The organism is Nocardioides sp., from assembly GCF_035697785.1.
Taxonomy (GTDB): domain Bacteria; phylum Actinomycetota; class Actinomycetes; order Propionibacteriales; family Nocardioidaceae; genus Nocardioides_B.
The window spans coordinates 1-19,912 of the sequence record NZ_DASSCL010000003.1 but is presented as its reverse complement, the minus strand read 5'-3'; the positions used below and the strand labels follow the sequence as shown (position 1 = coordinate 19,912).

23 protein-coding genes are annotated in these 19,912 nt (G+C 71.4%); 12 read left to right on the top strand and 11 right to left on the bottom strand.

Translation table 11 applies throughout. The features are described 5' to 3' along the window. Positions 1-19 precede the first annotated feature (19 nt). The 6 genes from VFH10_RS00370 to VFH10_RS00345 all read right to left on the bottom strand — a co-directional run bounded on the left by VFH10_RS00370 (position 20) and on the right by VFH10_RS00345 (position 6,893). The gene (locus VFH10_RS00370) at positions 20-757 is read right to left on the bottom strand and encodes a DUF4386 domain-containing protein (RefSeq protein ID WP_325124878.1); all 738 of its coding nucleotides are present in this window, start codon (positions 755-757) and stop codon (positions 20-22) included. Next, the gene (locus tag VFH10_RS00365) at positions 754-1,011 is read right to left on the bottom strand and encodes a hypothetical protein (protein ID WP_325124876.1); all 258 of its coding nucleotides are present in this window, start codon (positions 1,009-1,011) and stop codon (positions 754-756) included. The genes VFH10_RS00370 and VFH10_RS00365 overlap by 4 nt, the downstream gene beginning before the upstream one ends. Before the next feature lie 130 nt (positions 1,012-1,141). Then, a complete protein-coding gene (locus tag VFH10_RS00360; protein WP_325124874.1) occupies positions 1,142-3,871 on the bottom strand; it encodes a LuxR C-terminal-related transcriptional regulator in 2,730 nt (909 codons plus the stop codon). 52 nt (positions 3,872-3,923) lie between these two features. Beyond that, the gene (locus VFH10_RS00355; protein ID WP_325124872.1) at positions 3,924-4,685 is read right to left on the bottom strand and encodes a hypothetical protein; all 762 of its coding nucleotides are present in this window, start codon (positions 4,683-4,685) and stop codon (positions 3,924-3,926) included. A gap of 118 nt (positions 4,686-4,803) precedes the next feature. Further along, positions 4,804-5,796 carry an intradiol ring-cleavage dioxygenase gene (locus VFH10_RS00350; protein WP_325124870.1) on the bottom strand — a complete coding sequence of 331 codons (993 nt, stop codon included), beginning with the start codon at positions 5,794-5,796 and terminating at the stop codon, positions 4,804-4,806. After that, positions 5,793-6,893 (bottom strand): maleylacetate reductase, encoded by a 1,101-nt coding sequence (locus VFH10_RS00345; protein WP_325124868.1) that lies wholly within the window; start codon positions 6,891-6,893, stop codon positions 5,793-5,795. Before VFH10_RS00345 ends, VFH10_RS00350 begins: the two co-directional genes overlap by 4 nt. Before the next feature lie 74 nt (positions 6,894-6,967). On the opposite strand from VFH10_RS00345, the gene VFH10_RS00340 reads away from it, so the two are divergent. Next, on the top strand, positions 6,968-7,342 hold the full coding sequence (locus tag VFH10_RS00340) for a hypothetical protein (RefSeq protein ID WP_325124866.1): 375 nt from the start codon (positions 6,968-6,970) through the stop codon (positions 7,340-7,342). Between the two features lie 19 nt (positions 7,343-7,361). Here VFH10_RS00340 and VFH10_RS00335 read toward each other — a convergent pair whose 3' ends face one another. Then, positions 7,362-8,111: a lipoate--protein ligase family protein gene (locus tag VFH10_RS00335; RefSeq protein WP_325124864.1), complete on the bottom strand. Its 750-nt coding sequence runs from the start codon at positions 8,109-8,111 to the stop codon at positions 7,362-7,364. An 88-nt stretch (positions 8,112-8,199) separates the two neighbouring features. Between VFH10_RS00335 and VFH10_RS00330 the strand changes: the two genes are divergently transcribed. After that, entirely contained in the window at positions 8,200-8,862 is a 663-nt protein-coding gene (locus tag VFH10_RS00330) for a class I SAM-dependent methyltransferase (protein ID WP_325124862.1), read from the top strand. A 17-nt stretch (positions 8,863-8,879) separates the two neighbouring features. Here VFH10_RS00330 and VFH10_RS00325 read toward each other — a convergent pair whose 3' ends face one another. Then, complete coding sequence (locus tag VFH10_RS00325; RefSeq protein ID WP_325124860.1) at positions 8,880-9,305, bottom strand: hypothetical protein; 426 nt, start codon at positions 9,303-9,305, stop codon at positions 8,880-8,882. 61 nt (positions 9,306-9,366) lie between these two features. Further along, positions 9,367-9,600, bottom strand: a complete 234-nt coding sequence (locus VFH10_RS00320; protein WP_325124858.1) for a hypothetical protein — start codon at positions 9,598-9,600, stop codon at positions 9,367-9,369. 89 nt (positions 9,601-9,689) lie between these two features. Here VFH10_RS00320 and VFH10_RS00315 point away from each other — a divergent pair, with 89 nt between their 5' ends. The 7 genes from VFH10_RS00315 to VFH10_RS00285 all read left to right on the top strand — a co-directional run bounded on the left by VFH10_RS00315 (position 9,690) and on the right by VFH10_RS00285 (position 15,057). Then, on the top strand, positions 9,690-10,373 hold the full coding sequence (locus VFH10_RS00315) for a helix-turn-helix transcriptional regulator (RefSeq protein WP_325124856.1): 684 nt from the start codon (positions 9,690-9,692) through the stop codon (positions 10,371-10,373). A 60-nt stretch (positions 10,374-10,433) separates the two neighbouring features. Next, positions 10,434-10,871 (top strand): SRPBCC family protein, encoded by a 438-nt coding sequence (locus VFH10_RS00310; RefSeq protein ID WP_325124854.1) that lies wholly within the window; start codon positions 10,434-10,436, stop codon positions 10,869-10,871. A 22-nt stretch (positions 10,872-10,893) separates the two neighbouring features. Beyond that, entirely contained in the window at positions 10,894-12,489 is a 1,596-nt protein-coding gene (locus tag VFH10_RS00305; protein ID WP_325124852.1) for an NAD(P)/FAD-dependent oxidoreductase, read from the top strand. Between the two features lie 80 nt (positions 12,490-12,569). Beyond that, positions 12,570-12,791, top strand: a complete 222-nt coding sequence (locus VFH10_RS00300; RefSeq protein WP_325124850.1) for a DUF7218 family protein — start codon at positions 12,570-12,572, stop codon at positions 12,789-12,791. Between the two features lie 106 nt (positions 12,792-12,897). After that, the gene (locus VFH10_RS00295) at positions 12,898-13,758 is read left to right on the top strand and encodes a sigma-70 family RNA polymerase sigma factor (RefSeq protein ID WP_325124848.1); all 861 of its coding nucleotides are present in this window, start codon (positions 12,898-12,900) and stop codon (positions 13,756-13,758) included. 82 nt (positions 13,759-13,840) lie between these two features. Beyond that, positions 13,841-14,869, top strand: coding sequence for an iron-containing redox enzyme family protein (locus VFH10_RS00290; RefSeq protein ID WP_325124846.1), 1,029 nt, complete (start codon positions 13,841-13,843; stop codon positions 14,867-14,869). Then, on the top strand, positions 14,866-15,057 hold the full coding sequence (locus tag VFH10_RS00285; protein WP_325124844.1) for a CDGSH iron-sulfur domain-containing protein: 192 nt from the start codon (positions 14,866-14,868) through the stop codon (positions 15,055-15,057). The genes VFH10_RS00290 and VFH10_RS00285 overlap by 4 nt, the downstream gene beginning before the upstream one ends. 16 nt (positions 15,058-15,073) lie before the next feature. Here VFH10_RS00285 and VFH10_RS00280 read toward each other — a convergent pair whose 3' ends face one another. Next, the gene (locus VFH10_RS00280; RefSeq protein ID WP_325124842.1) at positions 15,074-16,033 is read right to left on the bottom strand and encodes a TIGR03557 family F420-dependent LLM class oxidoreductase; all 960 of its coding nucleotides are present in this window, start codon (positions 16,031-16,033) and stop codon (positions 15,074-15,076) included. Between the two features lie 110 nt (positions 16,034-16,143). Between VFH10_RS00280 and VFH10_RS00275 the strand changes: the two genes are divergently transcribed. Then, positions 16,144-16,764: a methyltransferase gene (locus tag VFH10_RS00275; RefSeq protein ID WP_325124840.1), complete on the top strand. Its 621-nt coding sequence runs from the start codon at positions 16,144-16,146 to the stop codon at positions 16,762-16,764. An 11-nt stretch (positions 16,765-16,775) separates the two neighbouring features. On the opposite strand, the gene VFH10_RS00270 is transcribed toward VFH10_RS00275, so the two are convergent. Continuing rightward, positions 16,776-17,777, bottom strand: a complete 1,002-nt coding sequence (locus VFH10_RS00270) for a LacI family DNA-binding transcriptional regulator (RefSeq protein ID WP_325124838.1) — start codon at positions 17,775-17,777, stop codon at positions 16,776-16,778. A 180-nt stretch (positions 17,778-17,957) separates the two neighbouring features. Here VFH10_RS00270 and VFH10_RS00265 point away from each other — a divergent pair, with 180 nt between their 5' ends. Next, positions 17,958-18,845: a hypothetical protein gene (locus VFH10_RS00265; RefSeq protein ID WP_325124836.1), complete on the top strand. Its 888-nt coding sequence runs from the start codon at positions 17,958-17,960 to the stop codon at positions 18,843-18,845. 6 nt (positions 18,846-18,851) lie between these two features. Further along, on the top strand, positions 18,852-19,912 hold a 1,061-nt coding region (locus VFH10_RS00260), incomplete at its 3' end, for an SRPBCC family protein (RefSeq protein ID WP_325124834.1).

Below are 19,912 nucleotides of genomic sequence, written 5' to 3'. Positions count from 1 at the left end.
GCTCTGACGTGCGTGGCGGCTACGCCTGCTGCAGGATCGGCGCGGGCTTGAAGCCCTTGACGAGCATCCAGCTGCCCACCGACAGCTCCCAGACCATGATCGGGAGCGCGATGACCAGTGCCGTCTGCGAGAACTGGCCGTGGATGCCGAACAACGTCGCGATGACCGAGGCCAGCAGCAGCGGGGCGCCGATGAGTCCGATCACGGGGATCGCCCGGGGCACGAGGCCGGAGCGGTACATCAGGGTGCCGAGCAGGAGGGCGTTCACGGCGGCGGCGAGGCCGGGCCCGAGCAGGAGCGTCCAGTCGCGGACCGCGACGAGTGACTGCGCGGCGACGACCAGTCCGTCGTCACCTGCTCCGGCGGCGGCGCCGTCCTGGCGCAGGGTCACCACCGCCAGCAGGCTGGCCACCCCGACCATGATCACGGCGCCCTCCATTACACGGGACGTGACGAAGCCCAGAGCGAGGCCTTCGCTCTGCCTCTTGAGCAGCGGGAAGAGCGCCACCGCAGTGCCGATCAGGGCCACGACGTTGACCACGTCCAGCAGCAGACCTAAGACGACGCGCGTGTCAGCTCCGGCCCCGGTCACGTAGCCCGGGTCGTCCAGCACCGGGGCAAGGAAGAACACGGCGGGGATCGAGCTCGCGAAGGTGAGCAGGTAGAAGGCGCCCGCCACGAAGGCGGTCCTCCGTGGGTTGACGCTCCCGGGTGCTCGGGTCGAGGTGGGGATCGGAGGGGCTGCGGTGGTCGTCATGTCCGGTTCCTTTCGGGGTCGTTGGGGGTGACGGAGATCAGCGGCAGGCCCAGGTCTCGCACCTTCTGGAGCAGTCCGTGCAGGGCAGCCTGGTCCTGGACCGGCCCCTGGATGAGGGTCGTGCCATCGCGCTCGCGGGTGAGCGTCAGCCCGTCGAACCAGGTCGCCCAGCGCGCATCCAGGTGACCGCGCAGGCGGATCTGGTAGAGCTCCGGAGCTTCGGGCCCGCCGGAGGGGGGAGGAGTCTGGCTCATGGCCTCGCTCCTCCCGGTGCCGGTGCTGCTGGTCGTCGCGGCAGCTGATCTGTTCCGGAAGCTATGCGTCGACCTGGTGAGCAGGGATCACCACACTTGGTGATCCTGCTGATGAGCTGCGCAGCCTCGATCAGGCTTTGCGCGAGAGGAGGTCGAGCTCGCCGCCACGGCGTACCGCGGCCCGGCGGCTGGTCACGCCGAGCTTGGCGTAGATGTTCTTGGTGTGCGTCCGGACGGTGTTGACCGACACCACCAGCTCGCGGGCTATTTCCGGTCCGCTGAGGTCGGTGCCGAGCAGTCGGAGCACGTCCAGCTCGCGTTCGCTGAGCGGGTCGACGAGGCCGGGTCGGGTGGGGGACGCCTCCCGGCGCTCGCCCAGCGCGGCGAGGAGCCGACCGACATAGCCGACCATGACACCGCGTCGCGCAGCCAGTCGCAGGAGAGCGCCGATGGCCGGCCCCTCGTCGACGAACGTCCGGACGTAGCCTTCGGGCTCGGCCAGTGTGAGCGCTCGCTCCAGCGGAACCAGCCCGGCTTCGAGGTTGCCGCCCAGCCGGTGGGTCAGCGACTGCAGCACCAGGAGCTCGATGACGATGCCCGTGCGGTGTCCCGCCTCGGCCTCCCGGAGCAGACGGTCGACGAACCCGGCAGCCTCGGAGACCGTGCGGTCCGCCGGCTCCTGCCGCGACTGCGCCAGCAGCGCCCTGGCCAGGGTGACGTGCTCGTACTCCCGCAGGTAGCTCAGCTCGTCGTCCGCGGACAGCCCCTCCCCGGTGGCCCAGGCGAGAGCCTCCTGCACCCTGCCGTGCGCGATCCACGTCCGCGCCCGCACGGCCGGCACCGGACGTGCGTTGGGGGAGAAGTCGCCGACGTACACACGTTCCGCCTCGTCGAGGAGGCCGATGGCGGCGAGCGGGTCGCCCTCCGCCTGCCGGACCCTCGCCATCGCGACCCGCCAGCGGTACGCGTTCTGCGGCAGGCCCAGGTGCTCCCCGAGAGCCTGGCTGCGCAGCAGGAGCGCCCGGGCGCCATCGAGGTCGTCCCACTCGTAGCGCAGGGTGCTCATCCCGACGTACATGTCGGCGGTGCCGCGCAGCGGTGGTCCGTCCGCCGGGACGACGGCGAGTGCGCTCTCGTAGGTGCGCATCGCATCGCGGAGACGTCCCTGCGCGATCCGGATGTCCCCCAGAGTGATCGAGCAGCCGAGCACGTCGGAGAGGTGTCCGGCCCGGTGCATGCTCGCCGTGCAGTCGGTGTACGCCGCGTGCGCAGCCTCGAGATCGCCGCGCGCCCATGACGCGAGCCCGGTCAGAGCGGCCGCCGCGCCGTGTCCCACGGGATCGTCCTCGAGGAGCTCCAGGGCCCGCCGCGCGTGGGCCGTCGTCGCCGTGGTGTCGCCGAGCAGGAGGGCCTGTGCGGCCCGGTAGGCGGCCACCCAGCCGGGTAGCACCCGGAACTGCTCCGGGTCGACGACGAGCATCTCGGTCGCCGGCGGCACCTCTCCCGGCGGCTGCTCCGCTGTCTCGGCCAGCCACCGCTCGACGTTGTGGAGCCGCTGGTCGACGCCCTCGAGCTCGCCGGTCGACAGCAGGGCTCCGACGTACCCGACCTCGAGTACCGGCCGGACGCGGACCACGTCCTCGGGCAGCAGCTCCAGCCAGCCACGCAGCGTGGCCTCCTGACGGTCCCGGCGCTTGCTCGGCATCGTGAGCTCCACCAGGTCCGCCGCCCGGGCGAAGTCCCGGGCCGCGAGGGCGTGCCGGATGGCAACGTCCGGGGCGTCGTGCTGCTCGTGCCACACGCTGGCGCGGCGGTGCAGGTCCGGCACCTGGTCAGGACGCTCGTCGAGTAGACGCGTCGACAGCATGTCGGCGAACAGGTGGTGGTAGCGGTACCAGCGACGTCTGTCGTCCAGCGGCACCAGGAACAGGTTGTCCCGTTCGAGCCGTGCGAGCATCGCGGCGCCGCCGGCCTGACCGGTGACCGCCTCGCAGAGGGGTGCGTTCAACCGGTCGAGCACTGAGGTCTGCAGCAGGAAGCTCCGCACGTCCTCGGGCTGGCGCTGCACCACCTCCTCGACCAGGTAGTCGACGACGTAGCGGTCGTCGCCCGCGAAGCCGGCGATGAAGTCGGTCGCGTCGTCGCGGCCCTCCATCGACAGGGCGGCCAGCTGGAGCGCGGCGATCCAGCCCTCCGTGCGTCCCTCCAGCGCGACGACGTCGTCGGCCGCCAGCCGCAGGGCCATCACGTCATTGAGGTACGCCGCCACCTCGTCGGGCGTGAAGCGGAGGTCGGCCGCCCGGACCTCCACCAGCTCGCCGCGCGCCCGGAGCCGAGCCAGCGGGAGCGCGGGGTCGGCGCGGCCGGCGATCACGATGTGTGTTCGGGGAGGCAGGTGCTCGAGCAGGAACGTCATCTCCTCCCGGACGCCCCGGGCGTCGACGACGTGGAAGTCATCGAGCACGAGCACCAGCTCACCCTCGACGGCGCCCAGGTCGTTGAGCAGGGCACTGGTCACGGTCCGGGCCGGTGGTGCGGCGGAGCCCTGCAGGATCGGAAGCAGGGTCTTGCCGACCTCGGGGAGCGCCTTCTGCACGGCGGCGACGAGGTAGGTCCAGAAGGCCACGGGGTCGTTGTCCTCCGGATCGAGTGACAACCAGGCCGTCGACGTCTCCCCGTCGGCCGATCGCGCGCTCAGCCACTCGGCCAGCAAGGTGGACTTGCCGAACCCCGCCGGCGCGGACACGAGCGTCAGCGTCGCCGACGAGCCACGGTCCAGGCGCTCGATCAGGCGTCGTCGTGGCACCAGGCCGCGCCGCGGCCGGGGGACGTAGAACTTCGTCTCGAGCAGGGTCGGCACCACTCGGACCATCTTCGCCCGGCCCGCGCCACCCTGTCCCGAGAACCTGCCTCTAGCCCTCCGCGTCGCGAGCCGCGGGGGGATCGGCCACGCGCGGGCTGTCGTCACCAGGGGTCGTCGCGGCCAACCGCCGGAGCGACCTCTCCATCGACTCGATGTGGCTGCTGACGTCGTCGAGCGGTCGTCTGCCCACCCAGCCCGGTCCCAGCAGCACGGTGTCCCAGTCCAGCCAGGACTCCGTGTCGTGCGGCTGTGAGCGGTGGTCGGTGTACTCGATGCGCACTCGGTGCCGTGCCTCCAGGACGTCGCGCTCGTGGTACCGCCAGGGACCGAAGTCCCAGAAGGTGCACGGACCCTGCCCGGGCACCAGCACCGGGAACCTGGTGGGGTACGGGAGCTCACCGCCGCCCGCGCCGCTGCTCCTGACCGGAGGAGGTGTCACCGACACGCGGACGTCATGGGCGGCCGTGGCACCAAGGTTCCGGATCACGAGGTAGACGATCCTGGGGTCCGTCCGGTCCGGCTCCAGGGCCGCCACGACGTACGGCAGCGACCGCTCCCGGCGCGTCGCCTTGGCGTCGTGCCAGTAGTGCACCGCGATGATCAGGGCCAGCAGCGCGATCGAGGCGGTGACGATCCCGGCCAGGGCCGACCAGTCGTCGGCCGTCCACTCCCCAGCCGGGGCCGTCTGCCGCGAGTAGATCAACACCACGAGCAGCACACCGCAGACCCACAGCAGGAACCGGCCCAGATAGCTCTCGACCACGCGCACGGCGACGTCCCTGGCGTCACGGACGAAGGTCTCGCCGGTCATGACTGCCGGCGCCCGTGCCCGCTGCGCAGGGCGATCACCATGTCGTCACGCTAGTCATGCTCGGTGGACCCGGCACTCACCCGCCCGGGATGACACTCCCGGACAGGGGTCAGGGTCGTCAGTGTCCACGCGGCACGGCGACCCGGTGCACGTCGTCGTCGGCCGCGGTCTGGGCGGGCCCCAGCACGATGTCGAAGCTGGTGCGCGCCCAGCCCACGTCGAGCGCCCGGCCGTCCGGCGCCGGGGTGCCAGCCGGCTCGTGGACGAACTCCTGGATCAGCGAGTCCTTGACACCGAAGACGCTGTCGCTGTCGAGGTGCTCGTCTCCGCGCAAGAAGATGTGCGTGACGAGCGTGCGCAGTCCCTCGGCGGAGACCATGAAGTGCAGGTGCGAGGGGCGCATCGGCGAGCGGCCCACCGCCGCCAGCAGCCGGCCGACCGGGCCGTCGTGCGGGATCGGGTACGGCGTGGGGGTGACGCCCCAGAACGCGAACCGCCCGCGGTCGTCGCTGAACAGGTGGGCCCGCGCGGCGGTCCGGCCGTCGTCGTACTGCACGTCGTAGCGGCCGTCCGCGTCTGCCTCCCACACCTCGATCCGCGCACCGGGGACGGGGTTGCCGTCGGTGTTGCGAACGGTGCCCTCGACCCAGCACGGCTCGCCGGGTGCGCCGAAGGCCATGTCTCCGCCGATCTCGATCTCCGGTGACCCCTCGACGAAGAACGGGCCGAACACGGTGGCCTCGGTGGCGTCCTCGAAGGCCTCGTTGTTGACGGCGATCGTCTGCATGGATGCGCCGAGCACGTCGGAGAGCAGGATGAACTCCTGACGCCGGTCGTCGGTGATGTGGCCGCACGCGGTCAGGAACTCGATGGCCCGGTCCCACTCCTCGGTGGTCAGTCGGGTCTCCCGGACGAACGCGTGCAGGTGTCGCACCAGCGCCTGCATGAGCTGGCGGAGCCGGGGCGACTCCGCCTGGTCGAAGGACGCGAGCACCGTGCGGGTGAGCGCCTCCTCGCGGCTCGCCTGCTCCTCGGAGACCTCGCAGACGCTCGGCTGCGGGTCGCCGGGGCGGACGCCCGGCTCGATCGCGGGCGGGTAGTGCGCACTCATGACTGGCTCCTCGGGTCGGCGCCCTCCCACGCGGCGCGCAGCAGGGTCTCGATGGCTGGTCCGGTGACCGGGCGTGGGTTCGTGGCCGGCGCGGCGGCCACGACTCGTTCGGCCACCTCGGGGATCGCGTCGAGCGGCAGCCCGAGGTCGCGGAGCGCCCGTGGTGCGCCCACGGCCTGCCGGAGCGCGGCGAGGGCATCCGTGGCGGCAGCCGCCGCGTCGTCGTCGGGTCCGGCGAGTCCCGCGGGTCGGCCGAGCGCGATGGCGAGGCGTCGCGCCTGGTCGGGCACCGCCGGCGCGTTGAAGGCGAGCACGTGCGGGAGCACAACGGCGTGCGTCGGCGCATGGGGCAGGTCGAACGTGCCGCCCAGCACGTGGCAGATCTTGTGGTGCAGGCCGGAGCCCGCGGAGGCGAACGCCGTCGCCGCCAGGTACGCGCCGTACAGGCACTGGTCACGACCCGGGGTGCCCATCGGGTCACCGACGACGTGCGGCAGCCCTTGCGCGAGCGCCCGGGCTCCTTCCAGGGCGAGCGCCTGGTTGACCGGGTTCGACCGCGGTGCCCACATCGAGTCCACGCAGTGCGCCAGCGCGTTGAGCCCGGACGCCACCGAGAGGTCGACCGGCAGGGACCGGGTCAGGTCGGAGTCGTACACCACGACCGTCGGCAGCACCACCGGGTCGACCCCGGTGGTCTTGCGGCGGTCCTCGGTGAGCCCCCAGACCGGCGTCGCCTCGGAGCCGGCGTAGGTCGTGGGGACGGCGATGACGGGGAGCCGGGTCGTCAGGGCCACCGCCTTGGCGACCCCGACGGCCGAGCCCCCGCCGACACAGACGACCACGTCCACGCCGGTGTCGGCGGCCGCCGCGCGAGCCCGTTCGGCCACCGCGACCGGGACGTGCTGCACGACCTCCGTCCACCGGAGGACGACGGGGAGCAGCACGGCGGCGCGGTCGGCGTACGACGAGGCGGACCCGCCGGCGACCAGCATCACGCGCGAGGCGCCGAGGTGCGCGACCTGTGCCTCGAGGTGCTCGAGCGACCGCCCGGCGTCGAGGATCACGCGCTGGGCCAGTGTCTCGTGGGTGAACCTCACGTCTGTAGCAGAGCACGAGCGGCCCCGCAGCGCATCCATGATCCTTCGGCACCCGCAGGTAGTCTCGAAGCACCATGGAGGAGAACAAGGCACGCCGCGTCGTCGACTCGCTTCGCGACCGCGGCACTGACGCCCAACTGGCCCGCGTCGGCGTCTACCAGTTCGGGGTCAGCATCAAGCTCCCGGACGGCCGGGAGGCCACCTGGGACTCCGACGGCACGGCCGCCCTGGAAGCCCAGGTGATGCGCAACGGCGTGCTCGTCGGCTTCGTCCCGGCGATCGACGGCTCCGACGCCTTCACCGAGGAGCAGGTCGTCGACGCGATCGTCCGCACCGACTACGACAAGCCGATTGCCACCCAGAAGGCGACGGCGCCGCCGCCGTCAGCGCCGCTGCCGCGCAAGGGCGGCGTGTTCCGGCGGTTCATGGACGGCTTCCGCTACCACTGACGACGCGGACGCTGCGACGTCAGGCCTCGACGCGGTGCTGCGGGTGCAGCTCCATCGCCCGCTCCAGGGTCCGCTCCTCCAGCGGCGCCGGGTCGAGCGAGCCACGTCCGGCGTACGCCGCGAGCAGCGCCTCCTCGACGGTGTCCAGGTCGAGATCGGGTGACTCGCCGCTGAGCGATCCGACCGAGGCGCCGTCGAAGTCCTGGTCGAGGCGGCCGTAGATGTCGGTCAGCAGTGGGCGGATCCGGACTGCGTCGCCCACGATCACCAGCGAGCTGAAGAGCCAGGCCCGCCTGACCACCCGCTGCGCGGTGCCGACCAGCTTGACGACTCCGCGGGCGTTCACGCTGTGGGGGCCTGGGCAGTACTCGCCCGGCACGGCACCCATCCGCGCATCGACCCCCAGGTCGCGGAACGCGTCGGCGAGCATCCGGCCGAAGGTCTGGAACCGATGGTCGAGGCCCCCCGCCGCATCCGGGTCCGGCGCGACGTGGTCGACGACGATCGCCCGGTCGGTGAAGGCGACCGCCCGCCCGCCGGTGGCCCGGATCGCCGGGACGAAGCCGGCTCTCCGCACGGCGTCCGCCGCACCGCGGAAGCCGTCGAGGCGGACCTCCCGACGCCCGAACGCCGCCACCGGCACGGAGGGGCGGTGGATCCGCAGCACCTCATCGACCTCTCCTTCGCTGGCCCGGCGGACCAGCGCATGAGCGACCGCCAGCTCGAGGGCGGGGTCGCCGCCTGGGGTGGGGCCGCGATGGAGGAGCACGCGCCCATGATGGCGTGGCCTTGCCCGGCGTCGACCAGGGTGTGCCGGACGCCGGTCCGCCCCGGTCCGCACGCCCTACAGTCGGGGCATGACGAACAAGTCGATCGGCATCTCCGACGAGCTCGCGAAGTACGTCGTCGAGGTCGGCGTGAGGGAGCCCGACGTGCTGGCCCGGCTGCGGGCCGAGACCGCCGCCATGCCCAACCACCAGATGCAGATAGCGCCGGAGCAGGGTGCGTTCCTCGCCCTGCTGGTCCAGCTCGTGGGTGCGCGCCGCTGCATCGAGGTCGGCACGTTCACCGGCTATTCGTCGACGGCCGTCGCCCTGGCGCTTCCCGCGGACGGGCGGCTGCTGTGCTGCGACGTCTCCGAGGAGTGGACGTCGACAGCGCGCAAGTACTGGGTCGAGGCCGGCGTCGCGGACAAGGTCGAGCTGCGTGTGGCCCCGGCCGCCCAGACCCTCGACGAGCTGCTCGCGCAGGGGGAGGAGTCGACCTACGACTTCGCCTTCGTGGACGCGGACAAGGCCGGCTACGACGGCTACTACGAGCGCCTGCTGCGTCTGGTCCGGCCGGGCGGTCTCATCGCGCTCGACAACACGCTGTGGGGCGGCCGGGTGCTCGACTCGGATGCGGAGGACGAGGACACCCGCGCGATCCAGGCCCTGAACGTGAAGCTGGCCGGTGACGAGCGGGTGTCCCTGTCGCTGGTGCCGATGGCCGATGGCGTCACGCTCGCGCGCCGCCGCTGACCGTCACGGGTGCAGGGTCACGCCGTCGTACGACGAGGCGTGGCGAGCCGGGACAGCGCGAGGGCGCCGACGAGCAGACCGAAGTCGCGAAGCGCGACATCGTAGAACTCGCCCATGCTGACCAGGTTCACGATGATTCCCAGCAGCCAGGCCGCCACGACGAGGCCACCCCAGCGGGGTGCGACCGCGACCAGGATGCCCGCCACCACCTCGATCACGCCGACCGCCAGCATCGCCTGGTGCGCGGTGCCGGGGACCAGGTCGTTGATCCACGGTGCGAGGTACTGGTCCCAGTCGGTCAGCACCCCCGCGAACTTGTCGAGACCGAACAGGATCGGCGCAACGGTGAAGACCGTGCGTAGCAGCAGGAACGCCTGCCGGGCGCCCTCGGGGTCGGGACCGGCTGCGCGGTCGGACGGGGCGAGCGGTCGGGTCTGGGTCATGACGCCTCCAACGAGTTCTAAAAGACTTGACTCTTGACGTTAGAGCCTCGATGTTCTTGCGTCAAGCATGCTGTCTTTTAGAACTGGTGTCGGGCGTCTCGCTGTCAGGGCGCGCGTCGAGGTACGCCCGGACCGTCGGGTCCGCCGTGACGATCCGGCCCATCTCCTCGCCCCCGTCGCAGCTGAACAGGCCGACCGTCACGCCGTCGCGCGCGGCTCCCAGCACCCGCCACACCGCCCCGGAGCGCTCCCAGCGCAGCAGCGTGCCGATGGGGTCGTCGGAAGTCGTGCCCACGGAATCGCCTCTCGAGGTTGTCTAACGGGGTATGTTTTCGACGTTAGAAGTGTGACGCCGGACCGTCAAGGACTCCGAGGCGAGGTGTGATGGCGGAGGAGCTGGAGCAGCAGGTCGTCGCGGTCGGTGCACTGGCGGAGCCGGTGCGCTGGGCGCTCTACCGCTACGTCGCCGGGTCGGCGGAGCCGGTCAGCCGGGAACAGGCCTCCGCCGCCGTCGACCTCCCCCTGCACACCGCCAAGTTCCACCTCGACCGGCTCGTCGCGGAGGGGTTGCTCGACGTCGAGTACCGACGCCTGACCGGTCGCACCGGCCCCGGAGCGGGCCGACCCTCCAAGCTCTACCGCCGCGCCGACCGCCAGGTGTCGATCACCCTGCCCGAGCGCCGCTACGACCTGGCCGGCGACCTGCTCGCGGCGGCGATCGACCGCTCGCAGCGCGACGGGACGCCGGTCGGCGAGAACGTGCGAGCGGTGGCCCGGGCGGCCGGTCTCCGGATCGCCGCGGGGTCGGGTGAGGCGTCCGACGCCGGCGACGAGGTGGCCCTGATCAGCGGGCTGCTCGCGGCGCACGGCTACGAGCCGCGGCTGGCCGACCACGACGTCTGCCTTGCCAACTGTCCGTTCGACCGGCTCGCCGCCGAGCACACAGACCTGGTCTGCGGGATGAACCTCGCCCTCCTCGAGGGCGTCCTCGAGGGCCTCGACGTCGAGCCGTCCCGGGCACGCCTCGACCCCGAGCCCGGACTCTGCTGCGTCAAGATCGCCACCTGAGTCGTCGGCGCTCCTGCGAGGAGACGCGTGCTCGACGGTCCGGAGGGGTATCAAAGCCCCATGAGCACGAGGACGAGAGAAGTCGCGGCCGACCCGGCGAAGTGCTGGGAGGTGCTCGCCGACGGCTGGCTCTACCCTCTGTGGGTCGTGGGGGCCACCCGGATGCGCGACGTCGACGAGGACTGGCCGACCGTCGGCAGCAAGTTGCACCACTCCGTGGGGGTGTGGCCACTGGTGATCGACGACTACACCGAGGTGGTGGCGTGCGAACCACAGCAGCGCCTGACGCTGCGTGCCCGCGCCTGGCCTGCGGGCGAGGCACACGTGGACATCCTCATCGAGCCCATGGACGACGGTCGGCGTACGCAGATCCACATCGAGGAGAAGGCCGTCGCCGGACCGGGACGTCTGGTCCCGGCCCCCGTGGAGGACTTCCTGATCGACCGGCGCAACGAAGAAGCGCTGAACCGGTTGGCCATGCTGATCGAAGGCAGGTGACCCGGCCACCGGGCCGGGCGCCATGACCGGGTCGACGTACGACGCCGTGGTGATCGGCGCCGGGCCGAACGGGCTGGTCGCGGCCAACCTGCTGCTCGACGCGGGCTGGTCGGTGCTGGTGCTCGAGGCGCAACCGACCCCAGGGGGAGCGGTGCGCAGCGACGAGGACGTCGCACCCGGTTACGTCCACGACACGTTCAGCTCCTTCTACCCGCTGAGTGCCGCTTCGACGACACTCTCCCGGCTCCGTCTCGAGGAGCACGGTCTGCGCTGGCGACACGCCCCCGCCGTACTCGGGCACCCGCTGCCCGACGGCCGCTGGGGCCTGCTCCACCGGGACCGGTCCGTGACCGCTCGACTGCTCGACGAGCAGCACAGCGGGGACGGTGACGCCTGGCACGAGCTGTGCGCCCAGTGGGACCGCATCGGCAAGGCGCTGGTCGGCGGTCTGATGGCACCGTTTCCTCCGGTCCGCTCCGGGGTCGCCCTGCTCGCGCGGCTGCCCTCGGTGGGCGGGATCGAGTTCGTCCGCACCCTGCTCACCCCTGCGCGCCAGCTGGTCGAGCAACGGTTCGGCGGTGAGGCCGCCCGGCTGGTCGTCGCCGGCAACGCCGGCCACGCCGACATCCCGCTCGACGCCCCCGGCTCGGGCGTGATGGGCCTGCTGCTCGCCATGCTCGGACAGACCGTGGGCTTTCCGGTGCCCGAGGGCGGCGCGGGCAACCTGGCCGCGGCGCTGGTCCGCCGGGCCGAGTCGCTGGGCGGTGTCGTCCAGTGCTCGCGTCGGGTCACCCGCATCGACGTACGAGACGGTCGCGCCGCCGGTGTCCGGACGGAGGGCGGCGAGGGGTTCACGGCCGAGCGGGCGGTCCTCGCCGACGTGGTGGCACCCCATCTCTACGGCCGGTTGCTCGACGACGCTGACGTCCCGGCTCGGGTGGGACGCAGGATGCGGTCCTTCGAGCTCGACCCGTCGACCGTCAAGGTCGACTGGGCGTTGGACGGACCGGTGCCCTGGTCCTCGGCGCCGGAGCATGCGCCCGGCACGGTGCACGTCGCGGACTCGCTCAGCGACATGGCCGAGGGGCTCGGCCAGGTGAGCGCCGGACTCATCCCGGCCCGGCCGTTCCTGTTGGCAGGGCAGATGAGCACCGCCGACCCGACTCGCTCGCCCGCCGGCACCGAGTCGATGTGGGCCTACACGCACGTCCCCCAGCACGCCCGGGGCGACGCGGCCGACGGTGGCGTCCGGGGCGTCTGGGACGCCGACGACCGCGAGCGGTTCGCCGACCGCATGCAGGACCGCGTCGAGCGGCTGGCGCCCGGGTTCGGGAGCCGGGTCGTCGCGCGTCGGGTGCTGGGGCCACGCGAGCTCGAGGCCCGCAACGAGAACCTGATCGGCGGGGCGGTCGGCGGGGGCACGTCCCAGCTGCACCAGCAGCTGGTCTTCCGGCCGGTCCCGGGGCTCGGCCGGGCCGAGACGCCCGTCGCCGGTCTCTATCTCGCATCATCCTCGGCACATCCGGGCGGCGGGGTGCACGGTGCGCCCGGGTCGAACGCCGCCCGGGCGGCCCTCGCCCACGACCGGGTCCGCCGACTGACCCGACGAACCCGCTAGGGCGTGCCCGAAGCCGTCAGGGGGTACGCCGAGGACACCGGCCGCCGGTCGGGGCGGCCCGACAGCAGAGGAGGCTCGTGGTGCCCAGCAAGTCGGCGAACGTGAAGAACGAGAAGCAGTACGAAGCCCTCAAGGACAAGGGCATGTCGAAGCAGCGTGCCGCCAAGATCGCCAACTCCGAGGGCGCATCCTCGCGGGGCGGGAAGTCCAGCGGCAAGGGTGGCGACTCCTCCCAGGGCGGCACCAGCGCGCAGAAGAAGAAGGCCGGCCGGAAGGGCGGCAAGGCCAGCGGAGGATCTTGACAAGGGCTGTGGGGTTTCGCGGGTGTACCTGGGGGTATGAAGCGCACTGGGTGATAACCGCTGGAGCAGACGGCGGGCAACCTTTGTCGGATCAGGGGTATGCACGATGAGTGGACGGCTCAACCCAGCACAACCGCGCGACGACGAGGACCTCCCGTCGCCCGACGCGGTTCCTACTGTCGCGGACGAGACCGCGCGGCTCCTCGACGTGGCGGCCTCGGCCGCGGACCCGGCCAGACGAGCCGACGCGCTCGATGCGGTCGTCGTGCTCAACATGCCGCTGGCACGCGCGATCGCGGGTCGCTACCAGAACCGTGGAGTGGCACGCGACGACCTCGAGCAGGTGGCGTTCCTCGCGCTGACCCGTGCCGCCCAGGCCTTCGACCCCGCGTTCGGACGCCCGTTTCACTCCTACGCGGTCCCGTGCATCCGGGGATCGGTGAAGAAGTACTTCCGCGACCAGGCCTGGAGCGTCCGGCCGCCGCGCAGGGTGCAGGAGCTGCAGGCGCAGATCGCGGCGGCCCGGGCAGACCTGGAGCAGAAGCTCGGCCGCTCGCCGCGGATCGGCGAGGTGGCCGAGCACCTCGGGGAAGACCTCGACCACGTCGTCGACGCGCTGTCCGCCGACGGCTGCTACGCCCCGATCTCGCTGGACGCGCCCGCGTCGACCGATGCCGACCAGCCGCTCGGTGACTGGCTGGCCGCTGACGACGCCGATGCGTCCGCAGCAGAGGCCCGGCTCATGCTCGCCCCGATCATCCGTCGCCTCGACGAGCGCGACCGGCGGATCCTCGAGATGCGGTTCTTCCAGGGCTGCACCCAGCAGGAGATCGCCGACCGGATCGGTGTCACTCAGATGCACGTCTCGAGGCTGCTCGCCCGTGCCCTGGCCACGATCCGCGAGCAGCTCGAGGAGCCGCCGCCGAGCTCGGGGTCTCGTCCCGCGCGCCACGTCGTGCCCGCCTGACCGGTCGGCAGCAGGAGTGAGGAGTGCCCGTTCGGGGTACTCCTCACCGTCTCGCGCGACCCTTCCCTCCAGGAGGCATTCCTTGCACCTACCGGCTCCTCGCGGACCCCTCAGCGACCGGGTCGTCACCGCACTGCGCCGTGACTCCGACCCGTTCCGCGGGCGCGCGCTCGACCTGGGGGCCTACTTACCGGCGTCCGACGGGTTGCGCGACGAGGACTTCCAGCTCGCGCTGTGGGTCCTCTACGAGCTGCACTACCGCGGTTTCGACGGCGTCGACGACCGGGCCGAGTGGGACCCCGAGCTGCTGCGCGGGCGTGCCGAGCTGGAGACGGTGCTGGAGCGTGATCTGCGCGCGGCTACCGCGGACCTCCTCGCAACCGTCGGGGACGAGGACGGTGACGTCGTCGAACAGATCCGGCAGCTCATCGACGCGGCCGACGGTCCCGACGTTCCCCGGTTCGTGCAGCGCGAGGCGACCCGGGACCAGTTCGTCGACCTGATGGTTCAGCGCAGCATCTACACGCTCAAGGAGTCGGACCCCAGCTCGTTCGTCCTGCCCCGCGTCGACGGCTCCGTCAAGGTCGCCCTCGCCGAGCTGCAGTACGACGAGTACGGCGGCGGACGGCCGGAGCGGTTGCACGCCGCCCTGTTCGCGAAGGCGATGGAGGCGTGCGGACTCGAGTCGGAGTACGGCTTCTACATCGACCACGCGACCGCCCCCACCCTCGCGCTCAACAACACGGCGAGCTTCCTGTGCCTGCACCGGCGGTTGCGCGGCGCGGCCCTCGGGCACCTGGCGGCCTTCGAGGCGACCAGCACGCTCCCGTGCCGGAAGATCGCGAGCGGCATCCAGCGCCTCGGGCTCGGTGAGGCTGTCTGGGACTACTTCGACGAGCACGTCGAGGCCGATGCCGTGCACGAGGAGGTTGCGCTCCGGTCGATCTGCGCGGCGGCCGTGGCCGCCGAGCCGGCGTTGCGTTCCGACGTGCTCTTCGGCGCGGCGGCCTGCCTCGTGATCGACGCCGTGGTGGCCGAGGACATGCTGACGCGCTGGCGGCCGGAACCCCTCGAGGCGGCCGCCGCCATGTCGCACCAGGTGTCGGCATGAGCACCACTGGTCCGGTGAAGGTCACCGTCTGTCCTCGGGGCCCGCTCCTCGTGCGTGGCGCCCAGGTCGTGGTCGACGACGACGGCCATGAGCACCCGGTGCGGCGTCCCGTCGTCGCCGTCTGCGCCTGCGGGAAGAGCCAGCGGCTGCCGTGGTGCGACGGCACGCACAAGGTGATCCCCCGCTGAGCCGAGGGGACTGGGGTCACGCTGCGCGTGCCCGCAGCTCCGGCAGCACAGCCTTCTCGTAGGCGTCGAAGAAGTCCTGGCTGAACGGCCCCACCTGGGACACGTAGAGCTCGTCGTACCCGGCCTCCACGTAGGCCGAGAGCCGTTCCACGTGCAGGTCGAGGTCCGGCCCGCACGGCATGGTCTCCGCGATCTTGTCGGGGGTGACCAGCTCGGCGGCCTGCTCGAAGTGCTTCGGGCTGGGCAGCACCTGCGCGAGCTCACCCGGTACCCCGGCGTTCGACCAGAGCCGGTGCGCGAGCGCGACGCTGTCGTCGTACGAGGTGCCGTAGCAGGCCTTCGCGCCGGCGGTGACCGGCCCGCGACCGCCGGCGCCGCGGTACTGCTCGATCGCCTCGTTGCTCGGCATGGTCGTGACGAAGCCGTCCGCGATCCGCGCCGCCAGTTCGATGGCCTTGGGTCCGAAGCCCGACATCTGGATCTCGACCGCCTGCTCGGGCACCGTGTAGAGCCGCGCGTCCTCGACGGTGTAGTGCCGGCCATGGTGGTCGACCCGCTCTCCGGTGAGCAGCCGCCGGATCACCTCGACCGCCTCCTCGAGCATGTCGAGCCGCACGTCGGCCGTCGGCCACCTGGCTCCGGTGATGTGCTCGTTGAGCGCCTCGCCGGATCCCACGCCGAGGCGGAAGCCGCCCCGACAGGTGAGCGCCGAGGTGGCCGTCGCCTGGGCCACCACGGCGGGGTGGATCCGCACGGTCGGACACGTGACCGCTGTGGTGACCTTGAGCCCGGTGGCCTCACCGACGGCACCGATGACGCTCCACACGAACGGGCTCTCGCCCTGCTCGTCGTTCCAGGGGTGGAAGTGGTCGGAGATCCAGAGCGCGTCGAAGCCCGCCTGCTCGGCGGCCTTCGCCTGGTCGATCAGGGATCGTGGGGCGTGCTCCTCGCAGGACAGGAAGTATCCGATCTGCATGACGTCCACCTCGGGTCGGGACCAACGGACCTGGATCCGGTGCCCAGCCACGCCGCGGCTCATGCACGATCGGCTGCTCGCACCAGACAGGTGCTTGCTATACCGGTCGCATGACACTCACCATGCGGGTCGGGTCCCTCGACGTCAGGTACGACGAGTCCGTGCTCGAACCTCGTCCGTGGACGGCGGCCCAGGCAGAGCTGGCGGCCGACGTCGCGCGCGACCTGGCGCACGGTCCGCTGCTGGAGCTCTGCTGCGGGGCCGGGCACATCGGCCTGCTGGCCGCGCTCCTGTCCCATCGGGACGCCGTCCTGGTGGACCTCAACGAGGCGGCATGTCGCTTCTCCGAGGACAACGCCACCCAGGTTCGCGCGACCGGTGTCTCGGTGTCGGTCCGTCACGGCGAGATGACGGACGTGCTGGACGAGGGCGAGCAGTTCCCCCTCGTGCTGGCCGACCCGCCCTACATCCCGTCGCACCAGACCGGGCACTTCCCGACCGATCCGTTGGTCGCGATCGACGGCGGGGCTGACGGCCTGGACCTGGCCCGCACGTGTGTCCACGTGGGGGCGCGGCACCTGACACCGGGGGGAGCGTTGGTGCTGCAGCTCCGCGACCGCGACCAGGCGCAGGTGCTCGCCGACGATGCGATGCGCCACGGCCTCGTCGACCCGGAGGTCACGCAGGTCGGCGGGCACGGCGCCCTGCTCCTGCTGCGCAAGAAGCTGTGACCGGCGCGGCTTCAGGGCGGCGGGGCGGTGCTGCCGCGCACGAGCAGTCTCGGCCTGACCACCCTCAGGCCCGGTCGAGCGGACGGGGTCTCCAGGCGACGGACGACGGCACCGACCGCCGCGACCGCCATCTGGTCCGGGTCCTCGCGCACGGTCGTGAGGTCGACGGCCGACAGCGAAGCAAGGCGGATGTCCCCGTAGCCGGTCACCGAGACGTCCTGCGGAACCCGGACTCCAGCCCGCGCGAGCACGTGCAGGAGCCCGACAGCCTGCTCGTCGTTGCCGGTGAGGACGGCCGTGGGCAGCTCGCCGCGACGGATCAGCCGTCGTCCCGCCATCGCGCCGGCTTCCTCGGTGTGGTCTCGGCTGCGCACCTCGAGCAGATCGGTCTCGCAGCCGGCGGCGGAAGCGGCACGGAGGAAGCCGTCCAGCCGAAGACCGGCCATCGGCATGGCGGGGCAGTGCACGTAGGTGAGCTGTTCGTGACCCAGGCCGACCAGATGTCCTACGAGGGCGGCAGTGCCCTGGTCGCCCGCCGATCGGATCGTGTCGTACCCGGGGCCGCGGTCGTCCCGTGCGACCGCGACGAGGGGCACCCGCGCATGCCGGGCCAGGGCGCGCATGTGCGGACCGGAGAGCTGTGAACCGAGCACGATCACCGCGGCACAGCGGTATCCGAGCAGCTGGTCCACCGCCTGGCGAGTGGTGCGCGTCCGGGTGAGCGCACTCAGCACGACGTCGTACCCCTGCGCCGCCGCCGCGGGGTAGAGCGACTCCACCACGGCGATCTCGGCTCCGTGTCCGGGTGCGAACGCCACGCCCACCATGCGGTTCTGGGCGCCGCGCAGGCTGCGAGCGCCGAGATGCGGCCGGTAGCCGAGCGTCTGGGCCGCCCGCCGCACCCGGACCCGGGTGTCGTCACTCGCCCCGGGTGCGTCTCGCAGCACGATCGAGACGAGCTGGCGGGAGACACCGAGGTGATTTGCGATGTCGGCCATCGTCGGCTCGCGCACCCAGGCAAACTAGCACGTGCTAGTGACCGCAGCGCTCGTATCGCGTCACGATGGGCACCCATGTTCCAGGATCGCGAGGAGGCGGCTCGTGCAGGTCATTCCTCGGAACCGAACGTTTGGGGGCTACGCCCCCGGGTACGCCTCCTGCGGGAGCACACAATCCTTGAGGAGGGAGTTTCGATGAGTGCTGCAGGAAAGGTCGCGCTCGGCGTGGCCAGCGGCTATCTCTTGGGCCGGAGGAAGAAGCTCCGACTAGCGATCACGGTCGGCAGCATGCTGGCCGGCAAGAAGATCGCCACGAACCCAAGAGCGTTGCTGCAACAGGGGCAGAAGCTCATCGAGAGCAACGAGGAGCTGTCGCGGCTCTCGGACCAGGTGCGCACGCAGCTCTTCCAGGCCGCGCGCTCGGCCGCGGTGGCGTCGGCCGGCTCGCGGATGGACGGAATCAGCGACGCCATCCGTGATCGTTCTGAGCGTCTCGCGCTCGGCTCCGGTGGCTCCGACGATGAGGACGAGTACGAGGACGAGGACGAGTACGACGAGGGAGAGGCCGAGGAGGAGGAAGAGGCCGAGCCGGAGGACGAGGCCGAGGAAGACGCCGAGCCCGAGGAAGAGGAAGAGGCCGAGCCCGAGGACGAGGCCGAGGAGGAGCCCGAAGAGGAACCCGAAGAGGAACCCGAGCCCCCGCGCCGCAAGCCGCGGCGAAGCTCCCGTCGCTCCCAGCCGGTGAAGAAGGCGGCCTCCAAGGCGGCCCCGGCGAAGAAGTCGGCGGCCAAGAAGAGCGCGCCGGCGAAGAAGGCCGCGAGCGCGCCGGCCAAGAAGGCGGCCCCGGCCAAGAAGTCGGCGGCCAAGAAGAGCGCGCCGGCCAAGAAGGCCGCCAGCTCGACCGCCAAGAAGGCCTCGAGCTCATCAGGCTCGACAGCGAAGAAGACGGCCAAGAAGTCGGCGCCGGCCAAGAAGTCAGCGACCAAGAAGTCGGCACCCGCGAAGAAGACCGCTGCGAAGAAGTCGCCGAGCAGCACTCGCAAGAGCTCGTCCTCGCGCGGCCGCTCCACACGGAAGGGGTGATCGGGCATGTCAGACAAGAGCACCGGGGGCCTGAAGGGCCTGATGGACGAGCTTCCCGTTGACCGACTCAAGGACGAGCTGCGCTCGGGACTCACCACGCTTGGTGGGAAGGCGGTCGAGTCGGCCGGCCAGCGTCTCACCGACCTCACGGACCGGCTCAGCGACGTCGCCGACGGCGGCGGCGTGGTCGGAAAGGCGGCCAAGAAGGGCGCCGAAGAGGCAGCGGAGGGTGGCTCGCCCGTGAAGGGCGCACTCAAGGGCGGCCTCTCGGGAGCCAAGGACAAGGTCAAGGAGAAGCTCGGCGGCGGCGGTGGTGGTGGCGGCAAGGGCACCAAGTCCACCAACATCATCGAGGAGATCGATGTCGGCGTGCCGGTGAGCGTCGCCTACAACGCGTGGACCGAGTTCCAGGAGTGGTCCGGCTTCATGAAGAAGGTCGACAACATCGAGCAGGAGGACGACACCAAGCTCAACTTCAAGGCGCAGGTGTTCTGGTCCCACCGTCGATGGGAGGCCCAGATCCTGGAGCAGGTGCCCGACGAGAAGATCGTCTGGCGCTCCAAGGGGGAGAAGGGGCACGTAGACGGTGCGGTCACCTTCCACGAGATCGGCCCCAACCTCACCCGCATCCTGGTGGTGCTGGAGTACTACCCGCAGGGTCTGTTCGAGCGCACCGGCAACCTGTGGCGTGCCCAGGGCCGGCGCGCCAGGCTCGAGCTGAAGCACTTCCGACGCCACGTGATGACCGAGGTCATCCAGAACCCCGACGATGTCGAGGGTTGGCGCGGCGAGATCTCCGACGGTGAGGTGGAGCGCGACCACGACGAGGTCGTGGAGGAGGAGCAGCAACAGGCCGACGAGGCCGAGGGCGAGGAGGACGAGTCCGCCGAGGAGGAGCCCGAGGACGAGTACACCGAGGACGAGGAGTACGACGAGTCCGAGGAGGAGCCCGAGGAGGAGCCGGAGGACGAGTCCGAGGAGGAAGAGCCCGAGGACGAGTACGCCGAGGAGGAGGAGCCCGAGGAGGACGATTCCGAGGAGGAGTCCGACGAGGAGGAGCCCGAGGA

Bases quoted from the DNA above. Each gene is read 5' to 3' on its own strand.
- VFH10_RS00370 (WP_325124878.1), bottom strand. From the start codon at position 757: ATGACGACCACCGCAGCCCCTCCGATCCCCACCTCGACCCGAGCACCC.
- VFH10_RS00365 (WP_325124876.1), bottom strand. From the start codon at position 1,011: ATGAGCCAGACTCCTCCCCCCTCCGGCGGGCCCGAAGCTCCGGAGCTC.
- VFH10_RS00355 (WP_325124872.1), bottom strand. From the start codon at position 4,685: ATGACCGGCGAGACCTTCGTCCGTGACGCCAGGGACGTCGCCGTGCGC.
- VFH10_RS00350 (WP_325124870.1), bottom strand. From the start codon at position 5,796: ATGAGTGCGCACTACCCGCCCGCGATCGAGCCGGGCGTCCGCCCCGGC.
- VFH10_RS00340 (WP_325124866.1), top strand. From the start codon at position 6,968: ATGGAGGAGAACAAGGCACGCCGCGTCGTCGACTCGCTTCGCGACCGC.
- VFH10_RS00330 (WP_325124862.1), top strand. From the start codon at position 8,200: ATGACGAACAAGTCGATCGGCATCTCCGACGAGCTCGCGAAGTACGTC.
- VFH10_RS00325 (WP_325124860.1), bottom strand. From the start codon at position 9,305: ATGACCCAGACCCGACCGCTCGCCCCGTCCGACCGCGCAGCCGGTCCC.
- VFH10_RS00315 (WP_325124856.1), top strand. From the start codon at position 9,690: ATGGCGGAGGAGCTGGAGCAGCAGGTCGTCGCGGTCGGTGCACTGGCG.
- VFH10_RS00310 (WP_325124854.1), top strand. From the start codon at position 10,434: ATGAGCACGAGGACGAGAGAAGTCGCGGCCGACCCGGCGAAGTGCTGG.
- VFH10_RS00305 (WP_325124852.1), top strand. From the start codon at position 10,894: ATGACCGGGTCGACGTACGACGCCGTGGTGATCGGCGCCGGGCCGAAC.
- VFH10_RS00295 (WP_325124848.1), top strand. From the start codon at position 12,898: ATGAGTGGACGGCTCAACCCAGCACAACCGCGCGACGACGAGGACCTC.
- VFH10_RS00285 (WP_325124844.1), top strand. From the start codon at position 14,866: ATGAGCACCACTGGTCCGGTGAAGGTCACCGTCTGTCCTCGGGGCCCG.
- VFH10_RS00280 (WP_325124842.1), bottom strand. From the start codon at position 16,033: ATGCAGATCGGATACTTCCTGTCCTGCGAGGAGCACGCCCCACGATCC.
- VFH10_RS00275 (WP_325124840.1), top strand. From the start codon at position 16,144: ATGACACTCACCATGCGGGTCGGGTCCCTCGACGTCAGGTACGACGAG.
- VFH10_RS00265 (WP_325124836.1), top strand. From the start codon at position 17,958: ATGAGTGCTGCAGGAAAGGTCGCGCTCGGCGTGGCCAGCGGCTATCTC.